Below are 21399 nucleotides of genomic sequence, written 5' to 3' on the forward strand. Positions count from 1 at the left end.
AGTCTGGACGTACTTTTAAAAAAAGATGAAACAAAGTTGACGCTGTTGTTCGTCAATATTTTGGCTAGATTCTTTCGCTATTAACTTTATGCCAAACTATTGACCTTCTGGGTGCCATCCTAAACAATCGCCCCAGTAATGTCACATTGATATTTATGCGGCGACCTGCCCTTCAGCGTGTGATCCAGTTCCGGTTTTAAACTTTCCGACATACGGTCATTCCGGTTGCCATCTTCCGACGCAGCTCGTCATTTTGCTGTGATTCAAGACAAGAAGTTCTGGGAAATCTTTACCATGCGTTCGCACCTGTTCAAGGCTCTACCCTTCGCTCTCGCCGCGTCTTTCGTACAAGCACAATCCTTACCAGAAGCCATGCAGCAGGCGCTGGATGTCCATCCGGAAATCCAGGCAGGGGTCAACAGCCGACTGGCCGCGGATTATCAATTAAAGGCTGCAAAAGGTGGATACCTGCCCAAGGTCGATCTGCTGGGCGGTTATGGCCGTGAAGGCACCGACAGCGTGACCACCCGTGCCGCCGGTGGTGGCAATCACTGGGAAACCCTGAACCGCAGCGAGTCAAGTTTGCGTCTGTCGCAAATGGTTTTTGACGGTTTTGCGACGTCCAGCGAAGTCGGGCGTCAACAAGCCACCGTCAACTCCCGCGCGTATTCCTTGCTCGGCACTTCCGAGCGCACTGCGCTGACCGTGGCCCAGGTTTACCTGGACGTGCTGACCCGTCGTGAGTTTGTGCGTCTGGCCGAGGAAAACCTCAAGAGCCACCAGCGCATCTACGACCAGATCCAGCTGCGCACCCAGCGCGGCGTCGGCAGCGGTGCCGACCTCGATCAGGCCGAAGCGCGGATGGCCCAGGCCCGCAACAACCTGATCACCGAGCAGACCAACCTCGCCGACTCGGAAACCAATTTCCTCAGCGCCGTCGGCCAGATGCCCGATCAGCTGGAGCGTCCGGCGCCGTTCATGGCGATGATGCCGGCCAACCTGAATGAAGCGCGCCAGCAGATGCTGGAAAACAGCCCGATCCTGCGTTCGGCCGAGTCCGATATCGCCGCGGCCGAGAAGCAATACGAGACTGCCAAGTCGACCTTCTACCCGCGTTTCGACGCCGAGCTGGGCCGCACCGCCGACAACGACCTCGACGGCCAGAACGGTCACAACAACGAATGGCAGGCCATGCTGCGCATGCGCTTCAACCTGTATTCGGGCGGCAGCAACAAGGCGGATCTGGAATCCAAGTCGTACCTGTCGAACCAGGCGCTGGATATCCGCAACAACGCCTTGCGCCAATTGAATGAAGAACTGGGCCTGGCCTGGAACGCCCTGAACAACGCCAACGCTCAGGTGCCGATCGCTCAGCAGTACGTTGATCACAGCACCTCGGTGCGCACCGCATATCAGCGTCAGTTCAGCCTCGGCGAACGTACCCTGCTGGATTTGCTCGACAGTGAAAACGAGCTGTTCACCGCTTCGCGGCGTCTGGCTGAAATCAAAAACATTCAGTTATTTACTCAGTATCGAATCAAGGCGACCATGGGCGAATTGCTCAAGAGCCAGGGAGTGGTCGCACCCTTGGCATCCGTTGTGCAGAACGACGTTAAGCCCAAGGTTCAGCTGCCTGGGATGAATTGAGTTGTCCCTTTTCAACTGCTAAAGAGTGTCGAGCGTGGAATCAGAAGTCAGTCGAGTTCATCTCAGTCATGATCCACGCGCGTTGCATGACGATCCGTTACTGGACGGTCTGCTCGCTCTTTGCATGCTCCACCAGAAACCCGCCAGCGCGGCGATGCTGACCACCGGCCTGCCGCTGCCCAAACAACGCCTGAGTGTCGAGCTGCTGCCCCGTGCGGCGGCGCGCGCCGGGCTGCAAGGACGGGTGCTGCAGCGCAAGCTGGAAGAGATTCCGGCGATTGCCATGCCGGCGCTGTTGCTGCTCAAGGATGGCCGCAGTGCCGTCCTGCTCGGCTGGCAGGGTGAGAACGACGCGCGGGTGCTGCTCAGCGAAAGCGACGGCGGTGAATCCCTGGTCAGCCGCGAGCTGCTGGCCGACGACTACACCGGCAAAGTGTTCTTCGCCCAGCCCCAGCACAAATTCGACGTCAACCACGGCACGCTGATCCCGCGTGCGCGCTCTTGGTTTCGCGACACCCTCAAGCGTTCGCGCTGGCTGTATGCCGACGCCATCGCCGCCAGTTTTCTGATCAACATCATCGCCATGGCCGCGCCGCTGTTCGTGATGAACGTCTACGACCGCGTGGTGCCGAACCAGGCCGAAGCGACCCTGTGGGTCCTCGCGCTGGGTATCACCGGCGCCTATCTGTTCGACCTGATCCTCAAGAGCCTGCGCAGCCTGTGCCTGGATCTGGCCGGCAAGAAAACCGACCTGATCATCTCTGCCACGCTGTTCGAGCGCATCGTCGGCATGGCCATGAAATACCGCCCCGCGCGGGTCGGCAGCTTTGCCCAGAACATCCATGAGTTCCAGAGCCTGCGTGACTTCCTCGCCTCGCTGACCCTGACCAGCCTGATCGACCTGCCGTTCACCCTCCTGATCTTCATCGTCATCGCGATTCTCGGCGGGCATCTGGTGTGGATTCCGGTGCTGGCCTTTCCGATTGCGCTGCTGATCGGCTACGCATTGCAGAAGCCGCTGGTGGCAACCATGGAACGCACCATGGCCCTCGGCGCCGAGCGTCAGTCGAGCCTGATCGAAACCCTAGCCGGCCTCGACGCGGTGAAGGTCAACAACGCCGAAAGCGAACGCCAATATCAGTGGGAGCAAACCATCGGCACCCTCAGCCGCCTCGAGCTGCGGGTGAAAATGCTCTCCGGTCTGGCGATGAACATCACCCTGCTGATCCAGCAATTGGCCGGGGTGATCATGATCGTCTTCGGCGTGTACCAGATCATCGCCGGCAACCTGAGCATGGGCGGCCTGATCGCCTGCTACATGCTCAGTGGCCGCGCCCTCAGCCCGCTGGCGTCGTTGTCCGGTCTGCTGACCCGCTACCAGCAGGCGCGGGTGACCATGACCTCGGTCGACCAGATGATGGAGTTGCCGCAGGAGCGCAATTTCGAAGAACGCCCACTGAGCCGCAAGGTGCTGCAAGGCGCGATCGAATGCCGCCAGCTCAGCTTCACTTACCCGGAGCAACAGAACCCGGCGCTGAAGAACATCAACCTGGTGATCCGTCCCGGCGAGAAGATCGGCATCATCGGCCGCAGCGGTTCCGGCAAAAGCTCACTGGCGAAACTGCTGGTCGGCCTCTATCAGCCGGACGATGGTGCGTTGCTGGTGGATGGCGTCGACATTCGACAGATCGACGTCAGCGAGCTGCGCTACAACATCGGCTACGTGCCGCAGGACATCCAGCTGCTGGCCGGCACCCTGCGCGACAACCTGATTTCCGGCGCTCGTTACGTCGAAGACGAACTTGTCCTGCAGGCCGCTGAACTGGCCGGCGTCCACGAATTCGCCCGACTGCACCCGCAGGGTTATGAACTGCAAGTCGGCGAGCGCGGGCAGAACCTGTCCGGCGGTCAGCGCCAGAACGTCGCCCTGGCCCGGGCGCTGTTGCTCAATCCGCCGATTCTCTTGCTCGACGAACCGACCAGCGCCATGGACAACACCGGCGAAGAACGCCTCAAGCAACGCCTCGCGGCGGTGGTGGAAAACAAGACCGTGGTGCTGGTGACGCACCGGGCATCGCTGCTGTCGCTGGTCGATCGCCTACTGGTGGTCGACCGTGGACAGATCCTCGCCGACGGCCCGAAAGCGGCCGTCATGGAAGCGTTGAAGAAGGGGCAGATCAGTGTTGCTTAAGTCGGGTTTCAAGGATTCGATCCGCCGCTACTTCAAGGGCTCGGCATCGCTGCAGGGCCAGCCGCTGCCAGAGGTCAACAAGGCCTTGATCGAGGACGCGCCGCGCGTGGTGCGCCTGACGATCTGGGCAATCATCGGCTTCTTCGTGTTCCTGATGCTGTGGGCCAACTTCGCCGTCATCGACGAAGTGACCAAGGGCGACGGCAAGGCGATTCCCTCGTCGAAGATCCAGAAAATCCAGAACCTCGAGGGCGGGATCGTCTCCGAGCTGTTCGTCAAGGAAGGCCAGATCGTCGAGGCCGGCGCACCGCTGGTACGGCTGGATGACACGCGATTCGCCTCCAACGTCGGTGAAACCGAGGCTGATCGCCTGTCGATGCTGCTGCGGGTCGAGCGCCTGAGTGCCGAGGTCGATGACCGGCCGCTGAATTTCCCCGAGGACGTGCTCAAAGCCGTGCCGGGTCAGGCGAAAAGTGAAGAATCGTTGTACATCAGCCGTCGTCAGCAACTGCACGATGAAGTCGGTGGTTTGCAGGAACAGTTGATCCAGCGTCAGCAAGAGCTGCGTGAGTTCACCTCGAAGCAGGCGCAGTACCGCCAGCAACTCGGTCTGCAACGCCAGGAAATCAACATGTCCGAGCCGCTGGTGGCCCAGGGTGCGGTGTCGCCGGTGGAAGTGCTGCGACTCAAGCGTGCCGAAGTGGAAACCCGTGGTCAGCTCGACGCCACTACGCTGGCAATCCCGCGCGCCGAATCGGCGATCAAGGAAGTGCAGCGCAAGATTGACGAGACCCGCGGCAAATTCCGCAGCGAAGCCCTGACCCAGCTCAACGAGGCGCGCACCGACCTGAACAAGGCCCAGGCCACCGGCAAGGCGCTGGAAGACCGGGTCAGCCGGACGCTCGTCACCTCGCCGGTGCGGGGCATCGTCAACAAGATGCTGGTCAACACCATCGGCGGCGTGATCCAGCCGGGCAGTGACCTGCTGGAAATCGTGCCGCTGGACGACACGCTGCTGGTCGAAGCGAAGATCCGCCCGCAGGACATCGCGTTCCTGCATCCGGGTCAGGAAGCCACGGTGAAATTCACCGCGTATGACTACACCATCTACGGTGGGCTCAAGGCCAAGCTGGAACAGATCGGCGCCGACACCATCACCGACGAAGACAAGAAAACCACCTATTACGTCATCAAGCTGCGCACCGAGCGCAGCCATCTCGGCACTGACGAGAAGCCGTTGCTGATCATCCCGGGGATGGTCGCGTCGGTGGACATCATCACCGGCAAGAAGACCGTGCTGAGCTATCTGCTCAAACCGATCATCCGGGCGCGCGCCGAGGCGTTGCACGAACGCTAGATCTTTATTGGCCTTTCGGGCCTCATCGCTGGCAAGTCGAATCGTCGCACCGCAGCTCCCACAGAGTTCTTTAATGAGCACACAATTGTGTTCTAACCGAGCTCCCTGTGGGAGCTGGCTTGCCAGCGATGGCGTCAGTTTGAACACCACATCCCTGTCAGTAAGTGACACAAATGGTCACTCACCATCCAGTCCATTCCTAAGCAATCGCCATATCGTTATTCGTTAACAGTATTTAAATTCCGCTTCTTATAGCTATAAAGTCAGCCTCCTGCGTACCTGCCGACCAATCGGCGCGCCGCACGACACGAACCAACACGCAATCCAGCGTGAGTTTCTGATCGACGCGCGCGCCCTTGAGCGCGCCGTGCGTGGGAGATTGATTGATGTCCGCAGCTACTGCTACCCCAAGCGCCGCGACTGTCGCGCCGCAAACCTTCGAGATCCGCCCGTTCAGCGGTGCCGTCGGCGCCGAAATCATCGGCCTCGACCTGACCCGTCCGGTCAATGATGAAGACTTCGCCCGCATCCACCGCGCGCACCTCGATCACCACGTCGTGGTGTTCCGCGACCAGCGCATCACCCCGCAACAGCAGATCGACTTCAGCCGCCGCTTCGGCGTGTTGCAGATCCACGTGCTCAAGCAGTTCCTGCTGGCCAATCACCCGGAAATCCTCATCGTTTCCAACATCGTCGAGAACGGCCAGAACATCGGCCTCGGTGATGCCGGCAAGTTCTGGCACTCGGACCTTTCCTATAAAGAGCTGCCGAGCCTCGGCTCGATGCTGCACGCCCAAGAGCTGCCGTCCGAAGGCGGCGACACCCTGTTCGCCGACATGCACAAAGCCTGGGACAGCCTGCCCGACGCCCTGCGCAAAGCCGTTGAAGGCCGCTCGGCTGCGCATTCCTACACCGCGCGTTACAGCGAAACCAAATTCGAAGGCAACTGGCGCCCGACCCTGACCCCGGAGCAATTGGCCCAGGTCGCCGAGGTTGTGCACCCGGTGGTCCGCACCCATCCGGAAAACGGCCGCAAGGCCTTGTTCGTCAGCGAAGGCTTCACCACCCGCATCGTCGGCCTGCCGGAAGACGAGAGCAAACAACTGCTCGACGAGCTCTACGCCCACAGCGTGCTGCCGCAGAACATCTATCGCCATCAATGGCAGCCACACGACCTGGTGTTCTGGGACAACCGCTCGCTGATCCACCTTGCCGCCGGTTGCCCTGCGCACCTGCGCCGCAAGCTGTATCGCACCACCATTCAGGGCGACGCGCCTTTCTGATTCGCCGGAGATCCGATCATGTCCAAACGTCTTCCATTCGCACCGCTGGCGGCGGCCATCGGCCTCGGTTTCAGCCTGATCGCCGGCAGCCTGGTGGCGCCGACCGTGGCCCACGCCGAAGGTGAAATCCGCATCGCCGAGCAGTTCGGCATTGTTTATCTGTTGCTCAACGTGGTGCGCGATCAGGGACTGATCGAGAAGTACGGCAAGCAGGAAGGGCTCGACATCAAGGTCGACTGGACCCAGTTGTCCGGCGGCGCGGCAGTCAACGATGCGCTGCTCTCCGGCTCCATCGACATTGCCGGCGCCGGTGTCGGGCCATTGCTGACCATCTGGGATCGCACCCACGGCAAGCAGAACGTCAAAGCCGTGGCCTCGCTGGGCAACTTCCCGTACTACCTCGTCAGCAACAATCCCAAGGTCAAAACCATCGCCGACTTCACCGAGAAGGACCGCATTGCGGTGCCGGCAGTGGGCGTTTCCGTGCAGTCGCGCTTCCTGCAATACGCGGCGGCGAAGCAGTGGGGCGACAAGGAATTCAATCGCCTCGACAAGTACACCATCGCCGTTCCGCACCCGGACGCCACCGCTGCGTTGATCGCCGGCGGCACCGAACTGACCGGGCATTTCTCCAACCCGCCGTTCCAGGATCAGGCGCTGGAAAATCCGAACGTGCACGTGGTGCTCAACTCCTATGACGTGCTCGGCCCGAACTCGCCGACCGTGCTGTTCGCCACCGAGAAATTCCGCAACGAGAACCCGAAAACCTACAAGGCGTTCGTCGAAGCCCTGACCGAAGCCGCGCAGTTTGCGCAGAACGATAAAGGCGCGGCGGCGGACACCTACATCCGCGTGACCAAGGCCAAGATCGACCGCGCCGCGTTGCTGAAAATCATCGACAACCCGCAGTTCGAATTCAGCGTCACGCCGAAAAACACCTACCCGCTCGCCGAATTCCTCTACCGCGTCGGCGCGATCAAGAACAAACCCGAATCGTGGAAGGACTACTTCTTCCAGGACGCCAAACCGTTGCAGGGGAGCTGATCGACATGAACGCCCCTTTGCAAGGCCACGCGGCCAGCAACCCGATCGCCACCGCGCAAGCGCTGCTGGCGGTCGACCAGGTCAGCCTCGAATACCGCACGCCGCAGCGCGTCGTGCGGGCCACCCATCAGGTCAGTTTCGAAGTCGATCAACAGGATCGCTTCGTGCTGCTCGGTCCTTCCGGCTGCGGTAAATCCACCTTGCTCAAAGCCGTCGCCGGGTTCATAGCGCCGTGCGAGGGCGAGATCCGTCTGCAAGGCCAGCGCGTCGATGCGCCGGGGCCGGACCGGATCGTGGTGTTTCAGGAGTTCGATCAACTGCCACCGTGGAAAACCGTCAAACAGAACGTGATGTTTCCGCTGCTGGCTTCGCGCACGCTGAAGAAAAAGGAAGCCGAAGAGCGCGCGCTGCATTATCTGGAAAAAGTCGGTCTGGCGGCGTTCGCCGATGCCTATCCGCACACCTTGTCCGGGGGCATGAAAGCGCGGGTGGCGATTGCCCGGGCGCTGGCGATGCAGCCGAAAATCCTGCTGATGGACGAGCCGTTCGCCGCGCTGGATGCCCTGACCCGCCGCAAGATGCAGGAGGAATTGCTGCTGCTCTGGGAGGAGGTGCGGTTCACCTTGCTGTTCGTCACCCACTCGATTGAAGAAGCGCTGGTGGTCGGCAATCGCATCCTGCTGTTATCGCCGCACCCGGGCCGGGTGAGGGCGGAAGTGCACAGTCATCAATACGATTTGCACAGCCTTGGCGGCGTGGCGTTTCAAGAGTCGGCACGGCGCATTCACCGTTTGCTGTTCGATGAAGGGCAGTCGCCGGAAGCCGAGCGCGAACTGGATTTCACCGATATCCGCATCGCTTATTGAGCCGCCTGGAGGATTGCCCGATGAGCCATTCATCATCCGTACGTCAAGAATTCGAAAACGATCTGCAACCGCTGACCAGCGTCCCGGTGGAGCGCGAGCTGCCGCTGGGCCAGCGCCTGTGGCAACAGGGCTGGCTGCGCAAAAGCGTGATCCTGATTTTGCTCGCCGTGCTCTGGGAGGTGGTCGCCCGGGTGCAAAACAACGACCTGTTGCTGCCGAGCTTTTTGCAGACCAGTCATGCGCTGTACGACGGCCTGCTCAGCGGCGAGCTGCTGGGCAAGGTGTGGATCTCGCTGGTGGTGCTGATCAAGGGTTACCTGATCGGCATCGTCCTGGCCTTCGCTCTGACCACGCTGGCGGTTTCGACCCAGGTGGGTCGGGACTTGCTCAGCACCCTGACTTCGATGTTCAACCCGCTGCCGGCGATTGCGCTGTTGCCGCTGGCGTTGCTGTGGTTCGGCCTGGGGCAGAACAGCCTGATTTTCGTGCTGGTGCATTCGGTGCTGTGGGCGCTGGCGTTGAACACTTACGCCGGGTTTCTCGGCGTCTCGGAAACCCTGCGCATGGCCGGGCGCAACTACGGCTTGAAGGGCATGCGCTTCGTGCTGTTCATCCTGATTCCGGCGGCGCTGCCATCGATCCTCGCCGGGCTGAAAATCGGTTGGGCCTTCGCCTGGCGTACCCTGATCGCCGCCGAACTGGTGTTCGGCGCCACCAGCGGCAAGGGCGGCCTGGGCTGGTACATCTTCCAGAACCGCAACGAGCTGTACACCGACAAGGTGTTTGCCGGTCTGGCGGTGGTTATCCTCATCGGTCTGCTGGTGGAGAACCTGGTATTCGACACGCTGGAGCGGGTGACGGTGAAACGCTGGGGGATGCAGCGCTGATTTTCTGATCTGCTAGCATTGCGTGCGAATCAATCCTGATCGGTCACGAGTGCTCAGCATGCAACTCCCGGACATGAACCTGTTGGTCGCCCTCGACGCCTTGCTCGACGAGGGCAGCGTGGTCGGCGCCGCGCGGCGGATGAACCTCAGCCCGGCGGCCATGAGCCGCACGCTGACGCGGATCCGCGAAGCCATTGGCGATCCGATTCTGGTGCGCGCCGGTCGCGGCCTGGTGCCGACGCCCAAGGCCCTGGAGCTGCGCGAGCAGGTGCGCGATGTGGTCGAGCAGGCGGCGCTGCTGTTTCGCTCGGCCGATGCGGTGGAACTGGGGACGTTGCGCCGGCGCTTCAGCATTCGCGCCAACGACTTCTTCGTCGGTGTGTACGGCGGCAAGCTGTTCGACACCCTCGATCAACTGGCGCCGCACTGTGAGTTGCGTTTCGTTCCCGAAGGTGATGGCGACGATGAAGCCCTGCGCGAAGGGCGGATCGACCTGAGTGTCAGCAACACCCGCCCGGTGACGCCGGAAGTCAAAGTGCAGAACCTGTTTTCCACCCACTTCGTCGGCTTGGTGCGCGAGGATCATCCGCTGCTGGATGGCGAGATCACGGCCGAACGTTACGCCGGTTTTTCCCACATCAGCATGTCCCGCCGGGGCATCGCCCGTGGGCCCATCGACACCGCTTTGAATGCCCTGGGGCTGGAGCGACGGGTGGCAGTGATTGCGCCGAGTTTCCACGCGGCGATGTTCGCCCTGCCGGACTCCGACCTGATTTTGCCGGTGCCCAAGGAAGCGCTGCTCAGCGTGCGGCGGCTGGGCTTGAAGCTGCGCTCGTTCAATCTGCCGGTCCCGTTGCCGACCCTGATGCTGACCCAGGCCTGGCACCCGCGTTTCGACAAGGATCCGGCCCACCGCTGGCTGCGTGAAACCCTCAAGACCTGCTGCGACGAAACCTGGCTGGCGGCACAGCCCTGACGATTGCGTCTGGCGCACTTATAAGCTGCCAATAAGTCAATTTTCGTCAGCACTAAGCCCTACTAACATGCTCCGGTATTTTTCCCTCCGGAGTTTGCTTGCATGACATCCCTGACGGTCACGGCACCGATTGCCGCTACCGCTCCGATGGCAGCCGCGCCACCGGTGTTCGGGGCGCGGATCATCATCGGTCTGGTCGGTGTGCTGCTGGCGGTGCTGGTGTCGGGTCTCAACGAGATGGTGACCAAGGTCGCCCTGGCCGACATTCGCGGCGCCCTGAGCATCGGTTACGACGAAGGCACCTGGCTGGTCGCCAGTTACACCGCGACCTCGGTGGCGGCCATGGCGTTCGCGCCGTGGTGCTCGGTGACCTTTTCCCTTCGTCGCTTCACCCTGTGCGCCATCGGCGTGTTCACCCTGCTCGGGGTGCTTTGCCCGTTCGCCCCGAACTACGAAAGCCTGCTGCTGATGCGCATCCTGCAAGGCTTGGCCGGCGGTGCGCTGCCGCCGATGCTGATGACCGTTGCCCTGCGTTTCCTACCGGCCAATATCAAACTGTATGGCCTCGCCGGTTATGCCCTGACCGCTACCTTCGGCCCTGGTCTCGGTACGCCGCTGGCCGGGCTGTGGACTGAGTACGTCGGCTGGCAGTGGACGTTCTGGCAAATCATCGTGCCGTGCCTGATCGCCATGGCCGCTGTTGCGTACGGCTTGCCGCAGGATCCGCTGCGTCTGGAACGCCTCAAGTCATTCAACTGGAAAGGCCTGCTGCTGGGCTTTCCGGCGATCTGCATGCTGGTGATCGGCCTGCTGCAGGGCAATCGCCTGGACTGGTTCGAGTCGAACCTGATCTGCGCTTTGCTCGGCGCCGGTTCGCTGTTGCTGGTGGCGTTTCTGATCAATGAATGGTCGCAGCCGATTCCATTCTTCAAGTTGCAGATGCTCGGCATTCGTAACCTGTCGTTCGCGCTGATGACGTTGGCCGGCGTGCTGGTGGTGCTGCTGGCGGTGGTGCTGATTCCATCGAGTTATCTGGCTCAGGTGCAGGGTTACCGGCCGGTACAGACCGCGCCGATCATGCTGATCGCGGCGTTACCTCAGTTGATCGCGCTGCCGCTGGTGGCGGCGTTGTGCAACCTGCGTTGGGTCGATTGCCGCTGGGTGCTCGGCATCGGTTTGAGCATGCTGACGCTGTCGTGCCTGGGCGGCTCGCAGCTGACCTCGGAATGGATTCGCGACGATTTCTATGTCCTGCAATGGCTGCAGATTTTCGGCCAGCCGATGGCGGTGCTGCCGTTGCTGATGCTGTCGACCGGCAGCATCCAGCCGCAGGACGGGCCGTTTGCCTCGGCCTGGTTCAACACCGTGAAAGGCCTGGCGGCGGTGGTCGCCACTGGCGTGATCGAAGCGCTGACCACTTCGCGCCTGCATTTTCACTCGACGATGCTGGTCGATCGTCTCGGCAACTCGCCGTTGGTCGCGAGCAATGACCCCGGCCTCGCCCATCGCCTGCACGAACAGGCGGTGGTGCTGACTTCTTCGGATCTTTATCTGTGCATGGCCGGCGTCGCGGTGGCGCTGATCCTGCTGATTTTCTGGCTGCCGACGCGGATCTTCCCGCCGCGCGCGCCGACCTGACTGAAATAGAAGGTTCTTATGACGACTCAAGCAAAGCAAAAACTCGCGGTGGCTGTGGCCGCTGCGTTGGCGGTCGGTGTGCTGGTGTATCTGGCGATGCCCGGCCTGTTCGGCAAGCGTACTCAGCAGAACACCAACGATGCGTTCGTTTCTGCCGACTTCACTCTGGTGGTGCCGCGTGTGGCGGGGTTCATCAAAGAGGTGCTGGTGGAAGACAACCAGCAGGTCAAGGCCGGGCAGTTGCTGGCGCTGATCGATGACCGCGACCTGCGCGCCGCCGCCGAGGCCGCCGATGCGCAAACCCTGGTCGCCCGCGCTCAATTGCAGAACGCCAGGGCCACGCTGGAGCGCCAGACCTCGGTGATCGCTCAGGCGCAGGCGTCGGTGGTTTCGGCCAAGGCTGAAATGGCCTTCGCCCAGCAGGAATTGAACCGCTATAACCACTTGGCCGGCGTCGGTGCCGGCACCGTGCAGAACGCGCAACAGGCGCGCACCCGGATCGATCAGGCCTCTGCGCGGCTGGACACGGCCACCGCGAAACTGGCGGCGGAACGTAAACAGGTCGAGATTCTGACGGCGCAGCGCGATGCCGCCGAAGGCAGTTTGAAACACGCTCAGGCCGCGCTGGAAATCGCCAGTTTCGAGCTGTCCTACACGCGCATCACCGCGCCCCAGGACGGCATGATCGGCGAGCGCGCCGTGCGGGTTGGCGCCTATGTGACGCCGGGCAGCAAACTGCTGGCGGTGGTGCCGTTGAAGCAGGCCTATGTGGTCGCCAACTTCCAGGAAACCCAGCTCACCGACGTGCAGCCGGGGCAGGACGTTATCGTGCGGGTCGACAGCCTCGGCGGCGAAGCCCTCACCGGCCGCGTCGAGAGTATTGCCCCGGCGACCGGCGTGACTTTCGCGGCGGTCAAACCGGACAACGCCACCGGCAACTTCACCAAAGTCGTGCAGCGGATTCCGGTGAAGGTCCTGCTGGATCCGGGCCAGCCGCTGGCCGAACGCTTGCGGGTGGGGATGTCGGTGGAGGCGAGCATCGACACCGAAAGCTCGGCGACGTCGGTGCGTGAGGTGACACAGCGATGAAGCGCTTTCATTCCCTGACAGTGGTCCTGAGTCTGTCGGCGCTGGCGGCGTGCACCGTCGGCCCGGACTTCCAGAAACCCGAAGCCACGCAGATTGCCGAGTGGGCAAAACCGTCAAAAACTGCCGTCAGCCAGGCTGTCAGCGAACCTTTGAACGAGCGCTGGTGGGAAGTCTTTCACGACGCGCAACTCTCGGCCCTGACCCAGCGCGCCCTGCGCAGCAACCTCGATCTGCAACTGGCCAGCAGCCGTCTGCAACAAAGCCGCGCTGCCCGTCAGGTGATCAGCGCCGACCGCTATCCTACGACTGCCGCCACCGGTAGCTACGCACGCAAACGCAACAGCGGCGAGGGCCTGAACGACCCGTCCGGGCACAACGGCGATTCTGCCTTCAACCTGTGGGATGCCGGTTTCTCCGCCTCCTGGGAGCTGGACTTCTGGGGGCGCGTACGCAGGGAGACCGAAGCCGCCGACGCCAATCTCGAAGTCGCGGAAAACGACCGTCGCGGCGTGCTGTTGGCGGTACTCGCGGACACCGCGCAGAACTACATTCAACTGCGCGGCGTGCAGAACACCCGCGCCGTCACCGAGCAGAACCTCGATGTCGCACGGCACAGCCTGAAGCTCTCGCAACTGCGCCTCAACGACGGCGTGGCCACCGATCTCGACGTCGCCGAAGCGGCCGCGCAAGTGGCGGCCATCGAATCGCGACTGCCGGCACTGGAACAACGTCAGGCGCAACTGATCAACGCCATCAGCCTGTTGATGGGCGAACCGCCGCAGGCGCTGGCGAAAGAGTTATCCACAGATGCGCCGGTGCCGCAGTCGCCGCTGACCATCGCCATCGGCCTGCCGTCGCAACTGGCCGAACGCCGCCCGGACATCCGCCAGGCCGAAGCCCGATTGCATGCCGCCACCGCCAACATTGGCGTGGCCAAGGGCGATTTCTATCCGCGCATCACCCTGTCCGGCAATCTCGGCTCGCAAGCCATGCAGCTCAGTGATTTCGGCTCCTGGGGCTCACGGGCCTTCGGCATCGGCCCGCAATTCAGCCTGCCGCTGTTCGACGGCGGCCGCCTGCGCGGCGTGCTGCAACTGCGCGAAGCCCAACAGCAGGAAGCGGCGATCGGTTATCAACAGACCGTCCTGCGCGCCTGGCACGAAATCGACGACCAGTTGACCGCCTACAACGCCAGCCAGCGCCGCCGCGACAGCCTCGCCGAAGCCGTGCGCCAGAACCAGATCGCCCTGCGCACCGCACAACAGCAATACGTCGAAGGCGTGGTCGACTTCGTCAACGTCCTCACCGTGCAAGGCGCACTGCTCGCCACCCAGGAACAATGGGTGGAAAGCTCCACCGGCGTTTCACTGGCGATGGTCGGGTTGTACCGGGCGTTGGGTGGGGGATGGGAGTCGGTGTATCCGGTGGGGGAGATGGCGCAGCGTTGATTCTCCCACCCGAATGATGGCCTTTCGCTTGACGCTAATCCCCGCTGTCGTAGACTCCGAGCATCCGTCAGGGAGTAACGGTTATGCGGCGTTTTCGTGGTTGGGTTGTCGGATTGACCTTTGTAACGTGTGCAGTTCAGGCTCAAACGCCCGCGCCAGACGATCCGCTGCTGGATAACGGCGGGGCGGCGAATGCGTCGGCCAGCAGTGAAGCGCGCGGGGTGTTGCGGGCGCGGGATCAGGCGACGCTGGCCAGTGAGTTGTCGGGGCGGATTATCGAGTTGCCGTTCAGCGAGGGCGAGTCGTTCAAGAAGGGCGATACCCTGGCGCGGTTCGACTGTTCGGCTTATCAGGCCCAGTTGAACGCCGCGCAAGCCGCCAGCCGTGGCGCCGGTGAAGAGCTGGCGCACAACCGGCAACTGGCGGCGCTCAATTCCGTCGGGCGTTTCGAAGTGGCCCGGGCCGAAGCCAAGGTCAGCGAGACCCAGGCGCAATCTCAGGTTTATCAAGTCCAGGTCAAACGCTGCAGCGTGGTTGCGCCATTCGACGGGCAAGTGGTCGAGCGCAAGGTGCAACGCTACGAAAGCGTGCCGGCCGGTGCACCGCTGCTCGATGTGGTCGACAACCGCACGCTGGAAATCCATCTGCTGGTGCCGTCGCGCTGGATGGCCAGGCTCAAGCCCGGTCAGTCGTTCAGCTTCGTGCCCGATGAAACCGGTCAGGCCATCGACGCCACGGTCAAACGCCTCGGTGCGCGGATCGATGAGGGCAGTCAGACCCTGTTGCTGGTCGCAACACTCCCCGAAGCCAAAGGCTTGCTCGCCGGTATGAGCGGCACCGCGCGTTTTCCGGAGCTTAAGTGAACGCCCCGGTGAGCGGCGCCGCCGAGCAAGTGTTCGCGCGGTTTCTCGATCTCGAACGGCAGACCCGCGCGGCCCAAGACATTTCGCAACTGGCCTACAGCCTGGTCAATGACGGCCAGTCGCTGTTCGGTTTTCGCCATGCGGCGCTGTTGATCGCCGGCAAGGTGCAGGCGGTGACCGGGGTCAGCGCGGTGGAGCCGAATGCGCCGTTCGTGGCGTTCGTCGAGCAGGCTGTGGCGCAGTTGTTCAAGCAGGATGTGCTGAAACAGGCGCGGGTGATCACGCCGGAAATGGTCGGCGAATCGATTCAGGCCGATTGGCGCAGCCTGTCGGCCATGCAAGTGTTCTGGTTGCCGCTGATCGACCGTCAGGGTCAGGTGTTCGGCGGTTTGTGGCTGGCCCGTGATCTGCCGTGGAACCCTTCCGAGCAAGTGCTGCTGTCGCAACTGGGCGACACCTACAGCCATGCCTGGCTGGCGTTGCAACCGCGAAAACCTTGGCGGCTGCGCTGGACCCGTAAACGCCAGGTGGCGCTGGTCGCCTTGTTGTTGCTCGGGCTGTTGATCCCGGTGCGCCAGTCGGTGCTGGCGCCCGCCGAAGTGGTGCCTCAGGGCGGGCGCGTTGTCGCCGCACCGCTGGACGGGGTGATCGCCGAGTTTCTGGTCAAACCCAACCAGAGCGTGAAAGCCGATGACCTGTTGCTGCGTTTTGAAAGCACGACGCTGAAGGCTCAGGCCGATGTCGCCGAGCGTGCGCTCGGGGTCGCCGAAGCGGAGCTCAAAGCCAATTCCCAGCGCTCGTTCGTTGATGCCGAATCCAGCTCCCGGGTCGACCTGCTGGCCGCCCGCGCCGAACAGAAACGCGCCGAACGCGACTACGCCCGCGAACTGCTCAACCGCAGCGAAGTGCGTGCCGAGCGCGACGGCATTGCGGTGTTCGCCGATGCCGAGCGCTGGACCGGCAAACCGGTGCAGACCGGCGAACGGCTGATGGAAATCGCCGACCCGAGCCAGGCCGAACTGCGTATCGAACTGGCCGTGGGCGACGCGATCTCGCTGGAGCCGGGCGCCGAAGTCGCGCTGTTTCTCGACAGCGACCCGTTGCAACGTCACCTCGCCACCCTCGAACGTTCGGCCTACGAGGCGCAGCCCACCGCCGGCGGCCAGTTGGCCTATCGGCTGGACGCCAATTTCGCCGACGCACCGCCGCGCATCGGCCTGCGCGGCACCGCCAAAATTTTCGGCGACCGCGCGCCGCTGGCCCTGTACCTGCTGCGGCGTCCGCTCGCCGGGCTGCGCCAGAGCGTAGGCCTTTAAATGACCCTGCCGAGCCTGCGTGCCGACCTGCAATTGTCGCCCGCGGCGCCGGCATTGGACGGTTCGCCGCGCTGGACCCTGGCCGACCCGGTGCGCGGGCGCTACTTCAAACTCGGCACGGCGGCCATGCGCCTGTTGCGCCACTGGTCGCTGGGCGATCCCGAACAAGTGCTGCGCGCCGCCAACCGTGAACCGGGGTTGCCTCTGGACGGCAACGAGCTGGCGCAACTGCTGGAGTTCCTGCGCGGTCACGATCTGATCAGTGCCCTCGACGAGCAACAGCGCGCCAGTTATCGGCTCAAGGCCCTCGTACAACGCCAGAGCCTGTGGAAAATCCTGCTGCATCAATACCTGTTCTTCCGCATTCCACTGTGGCGCCCGGACGCTTTTCTCAACCGTGCCTGGCCGTGGCTGGAGCGCTTCGGTCCGAAGGTTTTGCGCTACGGTCTGCCGGCGACGCTGGCGTTCGGGGTGTTTCTGGTGTCGCGGGACTGGCAGCGGTTCGTCGGCACCTTTCCGCACCTGTTCAGCCTCGGCGGCGCGATCGCGTTCGGCATCTCGCTGTTCTTCGCCAAGTTCTGTCACGAGTTCGGTCATGCGTTCATGGCCAAGCGCGCCGGGTGTCGGGTGCAAAGCATGGGCGTGGCGTTCATGGTCTTGCTGCCGATGTTCTACACCGATGTCAGCGATGCCTGGCGGGTCAATGATCGAAGCGCGCGACTGCTGATCGGTGCCGGTGGGGTGCTGGCGGAATTACTGCTGGCGAGCATCGCGCTGCTGGTCTGGTCGTTCCTGCCGGACGGGCCCGGTCGCACGGCGGCGTTCATGCTCGCCAGCGCGACCTGGATCACCACGCTGGTGGTCAATCTCAACCCGTTCATGCGATTTGATGGCTACTTTCTGCTCAGCGATTTGTGGGAGGTCGACAACCTTCAGGGCCGGGCCTTTGCCTTTTGCCGCTGGCGCCTGCGTGAGTTCTTGTTCGGCTATGGCGCGCCGGCGCCGGAGCCTTGGTCGCCGACGATGCAGCGGCGTTTGCTGATCTGGGGGTATGGCTCGTGGTTATGGCGTGCGGCGTTGTTTTTCGGGATCGCGCTGGCGGTCTATCACCTGTTCTTCAAGGTATTGGGGATCTTCCTGATGCTGGTGGAACTGGTGTGGTTTATCTTCCTGCCGATCATGAGTGAGTGGCGCCAGTGGTGGAGCCGCCGCGAACAGGCTCACGGCCCTCGGGTGTTGCTCAGCAGCCTGGCGGTACTCGGCTTGTTGCTGGTGCTGATCGTGCCGTGGCGCAGTTCGGTGGAATTGCCGACGATGCTCGAGGGCGGTCGCGCCAGTGCCTTGCACGCACCGACGGCGGCGCGGGTCAAAGCCGTGAAGGTCGAGGATGGTCAGACCGTGGCTCAGGGCGACGTGCTGATCGAGCTGGAATCACCCGATCTCGATTCGCGGCAGGCCATCGTTCGCCGGGAAATCCGCATCCAGCAATTGCTGATGCGCCGTCAGGCCGGCCGCAGTGAAACCGCTGCCGACGCGGGTATCGTCGAGCAGCGTCTCGCCGAAGCGGTGGCGGAATACCGTGGCCTGACCGCCCAACGCGAACGCCTGCAGTTACGCGCACCCCATGCCGGCACCGTGCGTGACCTGCTGCCGAACCTGACGCCGGGCCGCTGGCTGTCGAGCAAGGATGCGCTGGCGCGGGTGGTCGAGGACGGCACGCGACTGCGTGGTTACCTGGCCGAAGCCGAACTGTGGCGGGTCAAGCCCGGTGCCACCGGGCGGTTTATCGCCGACGACCCGATGCATGCCGCCATCGCGGTGCAACTCAATGAAATCGACACCAACGGTGTGGCCTATGTCGATCAGGAAGCGCTGACTTCCGATCACCACGGGCCGATTGCCGTGCGCCGCGATCAGCAGCAACGGGCGGAACCGGTGCAGGCGCAATACGGCGTGCGTTTGACTACGCTGGATCAGGCACCGACCCCGGTGCAGCCGCTGCGCGGCGTGGTGGTGTTGCAGGGCAGCGGCGAATCGGTGCTCGGCGTGGCCTGGCGCCGGATGGCGGCGCTGGGGGTCAGGGAAAGCGGTTTCTAGGGAGCATGAAGATGACGGACAACCTGGCGGCGGACGGATTGGTGGTGCGGCCTTCGCGGGCGTCGGACGGGCCATTTCTGCACAGCCTCTATCAATCGGCGCGGCCGGATCTGCAATGGATCGACGGCGAGCAGGAGCAAGTGCAGCAAATCGTCGCCCAGCAGTTTCAGGTGCAGGAGCAGGGCATGGGGGAAAACCATCCCAACGCCATGCACTACATCGTAGAAAAACTCGGCACGGCCATCGGCGCACTCAGCACCGATTTCGGCGTCAATGAAATCCGCGTGTTGTACCTCGCGTTCATTCCACAGGCCCGGGGCAAAGGTTACGGACGAACCGTGCTGCAAGGCGTGCAAAAAGCCGCGCAGCAAGTGCGCTGCCCGGTGGCGACGGTGGTCTGGGCCAACAACCCCCATGCGCGCCAGCACTACCTGGCGCTGGGTTTTGCGGTGGAGGAGCGCAACCCGGCGGCGGAGCGGCTGGTGTGGTATCCACAGGCTTGAGTCAGATGATCGAGTCAATGTCGAAAGTGTGGGGCGCGCCAATTCTGTGACCGTAGAGCGTTACCAGCAGCGGGTCATCCTCGGCGGCGTCAGGTGCCATGGCGAGCTGTTCTTCTGCCTGGTTTTCCCGGTGCAGCTGCCAGCGCGGCAGGCTTTCGGCCAGACGTTCCGGTTGTTCTGCCAGCGATCCATAAACATCCGTGGTCGTCAGGCGCCGGTGCCGCAGACTGGCCAGCCGTTCGCGGGTCGTGCGGATGTTCTCGATTTCATGATTGAGCGCTTCGACGATGTTTTTCCGGCTGCGCACATAGCTGTCCGGCCGTCCCGGCAAATTGCTGCGCTGGCGGCGCAACTGATCGGTGATGCGCTGCAGCGCTGTCTCAACCAGCGCGAATTCTCGCTCGGTAACCAGCGTGCGGTTTGACTCCTGTGCCTCCTGCCAACGCCGCAACACCGCCCAGCACGCCGGGATGTAGGCCCCGGTCATCGAATGGTGCCCGGCGTCGAAGATCTGCTTGAGCAACGTCGGCCGATCCGGCAGGCCGTGCCGCTGCCGGATCGCCACGTCGCAGGCTGCGTGCTGGGTGATGGTGTCGCAGCCCGGCTCCCAGAGGATTGACGACACCTGCTGGCGGCCGAACTCCACCGGCATGGCGTGTCGCAAACGGCCGTGGTGGTCGTAGGCTTCCCCGGTCCAGTTGGTGATGCCCGCGACGAACACCGACAGACCGAGCGGGACATTCACGAAGGTCAGCGCTGCCCCGGTGCCGTAGATATCGGCTTTGGTGTTCATCCAGCTGCCGGGCACGCTGGGCACCGGGTCGTTGTGGTTGACCATGCGGTGATGCACGAGATCGGCTGCACCCTTAACGAAATCCGCGTCGCCGGCGCGGGGGGCGCCGTAGGTGTAGAGCTGGATTTTGTAGCCCTCAGGCCTACGGCGGAGCATTTCGGCCAGCAGCAGCGTGATTGCGCCACCGAGGCTGTGGCCGCAGATCAGGAGTGTTTGGCCGGTGTAGAACTTTTCGAGGTAATTGACGGCGAATGCGCCAGCTTTTTTGGCCGCTTCATAGAAACCTCGATGTACCTGGCCTTCGCCTTCCGCAAACGGCACCTGCAAGGCATCGGCATCGCGTAACCCATCGGCGACGATCTCGGCGGTGCCGCGAACGGCGATCAGGATCAGTTCGTCGTTGTGGGTGATGAAGGCTTGGGTGTCGGTAGCCTCATTTCCTTCGCTTCTGTCATCAAGGAAGTGAACCTTGGCTGGATGTTCTTGCGACTCGATCCTCTTCGGGTCATTCACTTCGTACAGATCCGAGTCGAATGGAACGATTTCCAGGCGTTTGGAATACGGCACGTCTTCGTACAGAGGGTAATAGGCTTTGATTTGATTCGAGTCGACTTTCCATAGTTCGTCGGACTTGGCCAAGGCGTCGCCAAACCAATTGCCTACGCTGGGTTGCAAAGGAAAGGTCACTCGATTTTCTTTGATGGGAGCACTTTCTGGCTTCTGACCGAAGGGGCAGTAGCTCAAGGTTGCCATCAATGAGAGCTGGTACAGATTGAGTGCACAGAATTGCGGAGCTGTGGATAACATCGGTCGCAACGCGCGTAACGGGCGCACTTCAAGAACAGTGTGACGTTGTGGCATCAGAGCGACACCCAGTTTGCCGTGTTCGCGCATGATGGCTGCACAGCCGGAGTCGAGAGGGTAATCGCGATACACCTCGGGTGGCAGATGCGAGGCATATCTGACCAGGTGACGGACTTCGACTTGAAAGTAGTCTGCACCGTCAGCAATCTCGGGTCGTTCCCGTGTGCGGGTGGCATTCCGGTTCAGATAACGAGTTTTTTCGGCGCGTACCTGAAGTTCGGTTATTTTTAGGGGGTAATGTCGCCTGCTTTGCAAACTTGAGTAGAGCTGTTCCTTTCCTTCATACGATTGATCAAATAGCAACGATATAGGCCCCGCAAAGTGATAGTCCACTCTGCCCTTGCCCGCTGCATCCAGACGTCCTATGTATTTATGGCCTTCCGAATCAGTGGCGACATAGGCCAATCCAGCATAGGGCTCACCCGAGTAAAACTCATCGATGAGTTGAAAACTTGTCCATTTGCCACCGGCAGGACATGTCAGCATGCGGCCGCCTAACGGCGACGGCAGATCCTTTTCAATTGATTCCATCGTGAA

The 21399-nt window shown here is 62.4% G+C and carries 16 protein-coding genes; 15 read left to right on the plus strand and 1 reads right to left on the minus strand.

Annotation, left to right across the window (positions count from 1 at the left end; genetic code table 11):
- The first annotated feature begins 294 nt into the window (after positions 1 to 294).
- The 15 genes from C1X29_RS16095 to C1X29_RS16165 all read left to right on the plus strand — a co-directional run bounded on the left by C1X29_RS16095 (position 295) and on the right by C1X29_RS16165 (position 19205).
- On the plus strand, positions 295 to 1647 hold the full coding sequence (locus C1X29_RS16095; protein ID WP_102688570.1) for a TolC family outer membrane protein: 1353 nt from the start codon (positions 295 to 297) through the stop codon (positions 1645 to 1647).
- A gap of 34 nt (positions 1648 to 1681) precedes the next feature.
- A complete protein-coding gene (locus tag C1X29_RS16100; RefSeq protein WP_085748533.1) occupies positions 1682 to 3838 on the plus strand; it encodes a type I secretion system permease/ATPase in 2157 nt (718 codons plus the stop codon).
- Positions 3828 to 5195 carry an HlyD family type I secretion periplasmic adaptor subunit gene (locus tag C1X29_RS16105; protein ID WP_011331851.1) on the plus strand — a complete coding sequence of 456 codons (1368 nt, stop codon included), beginning with the start codon at positions 3828 to 3830 and terminating at the stop codon, positions 5193 to 5195. Before C1X29_RS16100 ends, C1X29_RS16105 begins: the two co-directional genes overlap by 11 nt.
- A gap of 386 nt (positions 5196 to 5581) precedes the next feature.
- Positions 5582 to 6478 carry a TauD/TfdA family dioxygenase gene (locus tag C1X29_RS16110; RefSeq protein ID WP_085613330.1) on the plus strand — a complete coding sequence of 299 codons (897 nt, stop codon included), beginning with the start codon at positions 5582 to 5584 and terminating at the stop codon, positions 6476 to 6478.
- A gap of 18 nt (positions 6479 to 6496) precedes the next feature.
- Entirely contained in the window at positions 6497 to 7522 is a 1026-nt protein-coding gene (locus C1X29_RS16115) for an ABC transporter substrate-binding protein (protein ID WP_007957722.1), read from the plus strand.
- A gap of 5 nt (positions 7523 to 7527) precedes the next feature.
- The gene (locus tag C1X29_RS16120; protein WP_085748531.1) at positions 7528 to 8388 is read left to right on the plus strand and encodes an ABC transporter ATP-binding protein; all 861 of its coding nucleotides are present in this window, start codon (positions 7528 to 7530) and stop codon (positions 8386 to 8388) included.
- A gap of 20 nt (positions 8389 to 8408) precedes the next feature.
- Positions 8409 to 9275 (plus strand): ABC transporter permease, encoded by an 867-nt coding sequence (locus C1X29_RS16125; RefSeq protein WP_011331855.1) that lies wholly within the window; start codon positions 8409 to 8411, stop codon positions 9273 to 9275.
- Between the two features lie 58 nt (positions 9276 to 9333).
- Complete coding sequence (locus C1X29_RS16130; RefSeq protein WP_039773030.1) at positions 9334 to 10251, plus strand: LysR family transcriptional regulator; 918 nt, start codon at positions 9334 to 9336, stop codon at positions 10249 to 10251.
- Between the two features lie 102 nt (positions 10252 to 10353).
- On the plus strand, positions 10354 to 11889 hold the full coding sequence (locus tag C1X29_RS16135; protein ID WP_102717887.1) for an MFS transporter: 1536 nt from the start codon (positions 10354 to 10356) through the stop codon (positions 11887 to 11889).
- 18 nt (positions 11890 to 11907) lie between these two features.
- On the plus strand, positions 11908 to 12978 hold the full coding sequence (locus C1X29_RS16140; RefSeq protein ID WP_102717888.1) for an HlyD family secretion protein: 1071 nt from the start codon (positions 11908 to 11910) through the stop codon (positions 12976 to 12978).
- On the plus strand, positions 12975 to 14426 hold the full coding sequence (locus C1X29_RS16145; RefSeq protein ID WP_102717889.1) for an efflux transporter outer membrane subunit: 1452 nt from the start codon (positions 12975 to 12977) through the stop codon (positions 14424 to 14426). Before C1X29_RS16140 ends, C1X29_RS16145 begins: the two co-directional genes overlap by 4 nt.
- A gap of 83 nt (positions 14427 to 14509) precedes the next feature.
- A complete protein-coding gene (locus tag C1X29_RS16150) occupies positions 14510 to 15289 on the plus strand; it encodes an efflux RND transporter periplasmic adaptor subunit (protein ID WP_085748527.1) in 780 nt (259 codons plus the stop codon).
- Entirely contained in the window at positions 15286 to 16605 is a 1320-nt protein-coding gene (locus tag C1X29_RS16155; RefSeq protein WP_085748526.1) for an efflux RND transporter periplasmic adaptor subunit, read from the plus strand. The genes C1X29_RS16150 and C1X29_RS16155 overlap by 4 nt, the downstream gene beginning before the upstream one ends.
- Positions 16606 to 18702 (plus strand): biotin/lipoyl-binding protein, encoded by a 2097-nt coding sequence (locus tag C1X29_RS16160; RefSeq protein ID WP_102717890.1) that lies wholly within the window; start codon positions 16606 to 16608, stop codon positions 18700 to 18702.
- A 5-nt stretch (positions 18703 to 18707) separates the two neighbouring features.
- Positions 18708 to 19205 (plus strand): N-acetyltransferase, encoded by a 498-nt coding sequence (locus C1X29_RS16165; RefSeq protein WP_102688565.1) that lies wholly within the window; start codon positions 18708 to 18710, stop codon positions 19203 to 19205.
- Between the two features lies 1 nt (position 19206).
- Here C1X29_RS16165 and C1X29_RS16170 read toward each other — a convergent pair whose 3' ends face one another.
- Positions 19207 to 21393 carry a lipase family protein gene (locus C1X29_RS16170; RefSeq protein WP_102688566.1) on the minus strand — a complete coding sequence of 729 codons (2187 nt, stop codon included), beginning with the start codon at positions 21391 to 21393 and terminating at the stop codon, positions 19207 to 19209.
- Positions 21394 to 21399: the final 6 nt, after the last annotated feature.

Origin of the sequence: Pseudomonas sp. GW456-12-10-14-LB2, assembly GCF_002884345.1 — a bacterium.
GTDB classification, from domain to species: Bacteria; Pseudomonadota; Gammaproteobacteria; order Pseudomonadales; family Pseudomonadaceae; genus Aquipseudomonas; species Aquipseudomonas paraglycinae.

Excerpts from the sequence above, each read along its gene's own strand:
- C1X29_RS16095 (WP_102688570.1), top strand. The coding sequence starts at position 295 with ATGCGTTCGCACCTGTTCAAGGCTCTACCCTTCGCTCTCGCCGCGTCT.
- C1X29_RS16110 (WP_085613330.1), top strand. The coding sequence starts at position 5,582 with ATGTCCGCAGCTACTGCTACCCCAAGCGCCGCGACTGTCGCGCCGCAA.
- C1X29_RS16115 (WP_007957722.1), top strand. The coding sequence starts at position 6,497 with ATGTCCAAACGTCTTCCATTCGCACCGCTGGCGGCGGCCATCGGCCTC.
- C1X29_RS16120 (WP_085748531.1), top strand. The coding sequence starts at position 7,528 with ATGAACGCCCCTTTGCAAGGCCACGCGGCCAGCAACCCGATCGCCACC.
- C1X29_RS16125 (WP_011331855.1), top strand. The coding sequence starts at position 8,409 with ATGAGCCATTCATCATCCGTACGTCAAGAATTCGAAAACGATCTGCAA.
- C1X29_RS16130 (WP_039773030.1), top strand. The coding sequence starts at position 9,334 with ATGCAACTCCCGGACATGAACCTGTTGGTCGCCCTCGACGCCTTGCTC.
- C1X29_RS16135 (WP_102717887.1), top strand. The coding sequence starts at position 10,354 with ATGACATCCCTGACGGTCACGGCACCGATTGCCGCTACCGCTCCGATG.
- C1X29_RS16140 (WP_102717888.1), top strand. The coding sequence starts at position 11,908 with ATGACGACTCAAGCAAAGCAAAAACTCGCGGTGGCTGTGGCCGCTGCG.
- C1X29_RS16145 (WP_102717889.1), top strand. The coding sequence starts at position 12,975 with ATGAAGCGCTTTCATTCCCTGACAGTGGTCCTGAGTCTGTCGGCGCTG.
- C1X29_RS16150 (WP_085748527.1), top strand. The coding sequence starts at position 14,510 with ATGCGGCGTTTTCGTGGTTGGGTTGTCGGATTGACCTTTGTAACGTGT.
- C1X29_RS16160 (WP_102717890.1), top strand. The coding sequence starts at position 16,606 with ATGACCCTGCCGAGCCTGCGTGCCGACCTGCAATTGTCGCCCGCGGCG.
- C1X29_RS16165 (WP_102688565.1), top strand. The coding sequence starts at position 18,708 with ATGAAGATGACGGACAACCTGGCGGCGGACGGATTGGTGGTGCGGCCT.
- C1X29_RS16170 (WP_102688566.1), bottom strand. The coding sequence starts at position 21,393 with ATGGAATCAATTGAAAAGGATCTGCCGTCGCCGTTAGGCGGCCGCATG.